The sequence below is a fragment of the Rhodovibrio sodomensis genome (assembly GCF_016583645.1).
GTDB classification, from domain to species: domain Bacteria; phylum Pseudomonadota; class Alphaproteobacteria; order Kiloniellales; family Rhodovibrionaceae; genus Rhodovibrio; species Rhodovibrio sodomensis.
In genome coordinates, this window is sequence record NZ_NRRL01000217.1 from 1 (window position 1) to 3059 (window position 3059).

Annotated in this window: 2 protein-coding genes; one reads left to right on the forward strand and one right to left on the reverse strand. The window is 64.5% G+C overall.

Annotated elements, in window-relative coordinates:
- Positions 1–225 precede the first annotated feature (225 nt).
- On the forward strand, positions 226–1419 hold the full coding sequence (locus CKO28_RS27120; RefSeq protein WP_200344553.1) for an IS110 family RNA-guided transposase: 1194 nt from the start codon (positions 226–228) through the stop codon (positions 1417–1419).
- Between the two features lie 957 nt (positions 1420–2376).
- On the opposite strand, the gene CKO28_RS27125 is transcribed toward CKO28_RS27120, so the two are convergent.
- A partial coding sequence (locus CKO28_RS27125) for an IS66 family transposase (protein ID WP_200344555.1) occupies positions 2377–3059 on the reverse strand: 683 nt, incomplete at its 5' end.

Here is a 3059-nt window from a genome sequence, read left to right on the forward strand (position 1 = left end):
TGATGACCTCGCGGAGATCCACCTCCCGCGGGCGACCGATCCGGCGGTCCGCCGGAAGTTTCGGGCGGATCACCTCCCATTCGAGGTCCGTGGTATCACTTGCGTAACGCAGGTGCGTACGGTCATATTTCGGGCGAGTGGTTTCAGATCCTATGGGGGCGACGGACTCCGCCGAGCGTTAGGCTCCGGGGTGTCGGTTCAACGTTAAGTATAACGGAGGCCCCGATGTCGTTCGCGTCCACGCCCTCGACGCCCGCCCCCGGTCACACTGCTACAATTTATGCCGCCGTCGAACTGAGTTCGAAAAACTGGCTGTTGGCGGTTCAGGCGCCCGACCGGGATAAGATCAGCCGGCACAAGGTGCCCACGGGCGACAGCGACAAGCTGATCGCGCATCTGGAACAGGCCCGCGCCCGCGTGCAGGATGGAACGGATGCTCCGGTGAATGTGCTGACCTGCTACGAGGCGGGCCGGGATGGCTTCTGGCTGCACCGGGTGCTGCACGCCAACGGGATCAACAATCAGATCGTCGATCCAGCGAGCCTGCTGACGGATCAAAAGAAGAAGTCGGCGAAGACCGACAAGATCGACGTGCGACGGATCCTTCGCGCCCTAAAGCTTTGGCACGAAGGCGACCCAGAAGCCTGCCGCATGGTGCATGTGCCGACACCCGAGCAGGAGGACGAACGCCGGGTAGTGCGCGAGGCCCAGCGCATGAAGAAGGAAATTACCGGTCACCTTAACCGGATCGGCAGCGTGATTGCCCTGCACGGTATTTCGACGTTCCGACCATTGCGTCGGGACTGGCGCGACCAGCTGGAGCAATTAAAGACCGCTGATGGGCGCGAGCTGCCACCCATGCTCAAAGGCGAAATCAAACGGGAGTGTGAGCGCCTGCATCACGTCCGAGACCAGCTTCGCCAACTCGTGCGCGAGGATCGTGCGCGCCGCCGCGAGGCGAAGCGTAGCGCGGAAAGCAAGGCGCCCACGGACAAGACTGCGCTCGAACAGCGCGCCGAGCTGATCGCGCATTTACAGTTGTTGAGAGGGGTCGGCGAGGTCGGTGCCAGCATCCTCGTTGACGAGGTATTCTTCCGGGATTTCCGAAATCGACAGGAGCTGGCCGGTTACGTCGGGTTGACGCCGCAGCCGCACAGCAGTGGTGCAAAGGACACCGACCAGGGCCTGGACAAAGCTGGTCACGCGCTCGCCCGCTGGGCGATGATCGAACTCACCTGGCGCTGGCTACATTACCAGCCCAACAGCACGTTGAGCCGGTGGTTCCATGACCAAGTCGGCAGAGCACGCGGACGGCTGCGGCGGATCAAGCTCATCGCGACGGCGCGCAAGCTCCTGGTCGCGTTCTGGCGCTACGCAACTCAGGGCATTGTGCCGGAGAACGCCGTGACAACCGGCTGATCGCGAACGGCGACGGCCGGCTGGAACGTCGCGGGGACGGCCGCCCCGCGGCGGTCGGGTCGGACGCGTGATCGCTATGTGGACGGGCGGAGAACCAGCCCGCCGTGTTTCAGATTGATCCCGTCCGCCCCGGGCCCGACCTGGACACATGCAGGATTGGGGTGACGGCTCAACCAGCGAGCCGACCGGATGCGAGTTCGGCCAGGCGTGCGCCTGCCCGCGACAAGGGCCCAGCCCGATCGTCCCCAACGGCCGCGACCGCGATGTCTCGGACCTTCGCCTACTCGGCGACGTGAAGCCGCCCCAAGACGCCTGTGAGCCGGTCACGCGTCAGTGCAGGAAAATCCCGATCACCACCCGGACGCCGATCTACTCGATCATGGCGCAGCACCCGTACTACACCCTTGACAGGAGGTCGCCCCATGCGAGTCCACATGATGTGCCTCCTCGTCTGTTTGCCACAACGAGGGCATCATAAAGGGCTGAAATCACTCAACGAGTTTCGGGCCAGCCTCTCAGACGACTCCCGCACCCGGGACAGCGAAACGCCTTCCGTTCCCGAAACCGGCGCAGGACGGCGGGCTCCCGCTACGACCTGAACGGCATGTCCCCAATTCAATCGCCACGCTGAGACTGCTGATCGCTCACAATCTTGCGCGCCTATTGCCTCGATGTCCTTGTTGTCACCGCGCTATCGAAACGCCGATTCGCGCCGAAACCTCGCCTCCACTTCGTTTGTGACGCAGTAAGAGTAGACAACGACGGGAATATAGTATACCGAGCCGGTGCTTCCACGGTCACGCCGGCAGTGATCCGGCGGCGGTAGTCTCCGGGATGGGTCCGAGCGCGTCGGCGCGATTAAAGTCAAGTTCGCGCTTGGGCCCACACGTTTGCGTAGGCGGCGATGAGATTATGGGGCGGGTTGATGGTGACTGCTCACCCCCACCGGTGAGTAGGTCAGGCGGCGGCCGGTAGAATAACGGATTGGCCAGCAAGGACGCGCCGAATGGCGGCGAGCGGGCTCAAGCCGTATAGGCGGCCGGTGTCGACGACGGAGCGCACGCCGGCGTAGAAAGCAGCGCCCCATTCGGCGTTAAAGCCTTGCGTGATCTTCCTGAAAATTACGGCCGGGCGGAGGTAGCGCTCGCTGGCGTTGTTGGTCGCCGGCACCCCGCGGTTGGTGATGCATACGAACAGCTCACAGCGGACGCGCCGGATCTGCCCGCGCAGCTTCTCACCTGCGTGGCTGTCCGATGGCCGCGTGACCAAGTCGTCAAGTTCGCGGTCGAGGCGACATCGGTACTGGTAGAGCGTGCTGTCCTGGAGCTCCTCGCGCCGCCGGGCGATATCGACGGCGCGCAGCAGGAGGTCCTTGAGCGGCGGGGCAAACACCGTGTCGCCGGCGTCGATGGCGTATTGCGCATCCCGCAGCAGGTGGGCGAGGCAGAGCTGCCGGCTCTCGCCGTGTCCGTTCTGCGCGGCGAAGCGGTCGGAGACCCAGACCTCCGGGACATGCTCGCCGAGCACCTCCCGGACGACCGCCTTGCCGCGGCTGGGCGCCACCTTGTGCAGCACCGCGGTGGCGCAGCCGAACACCCATTGCCAGTATTTCTGGCCGGCTACCCGAGCGCCGGTCTCGT

Bases quoted from the DNA above. Each gene is read 5' to 3' on its own strand.
- CKO28_RS27120 (WP_200344553.1), top strand. From the start codon at position 226: ATGTCGTTCGCGTCCACGCCCTCGACGCCCGCCCCCGGTCACACTGCT.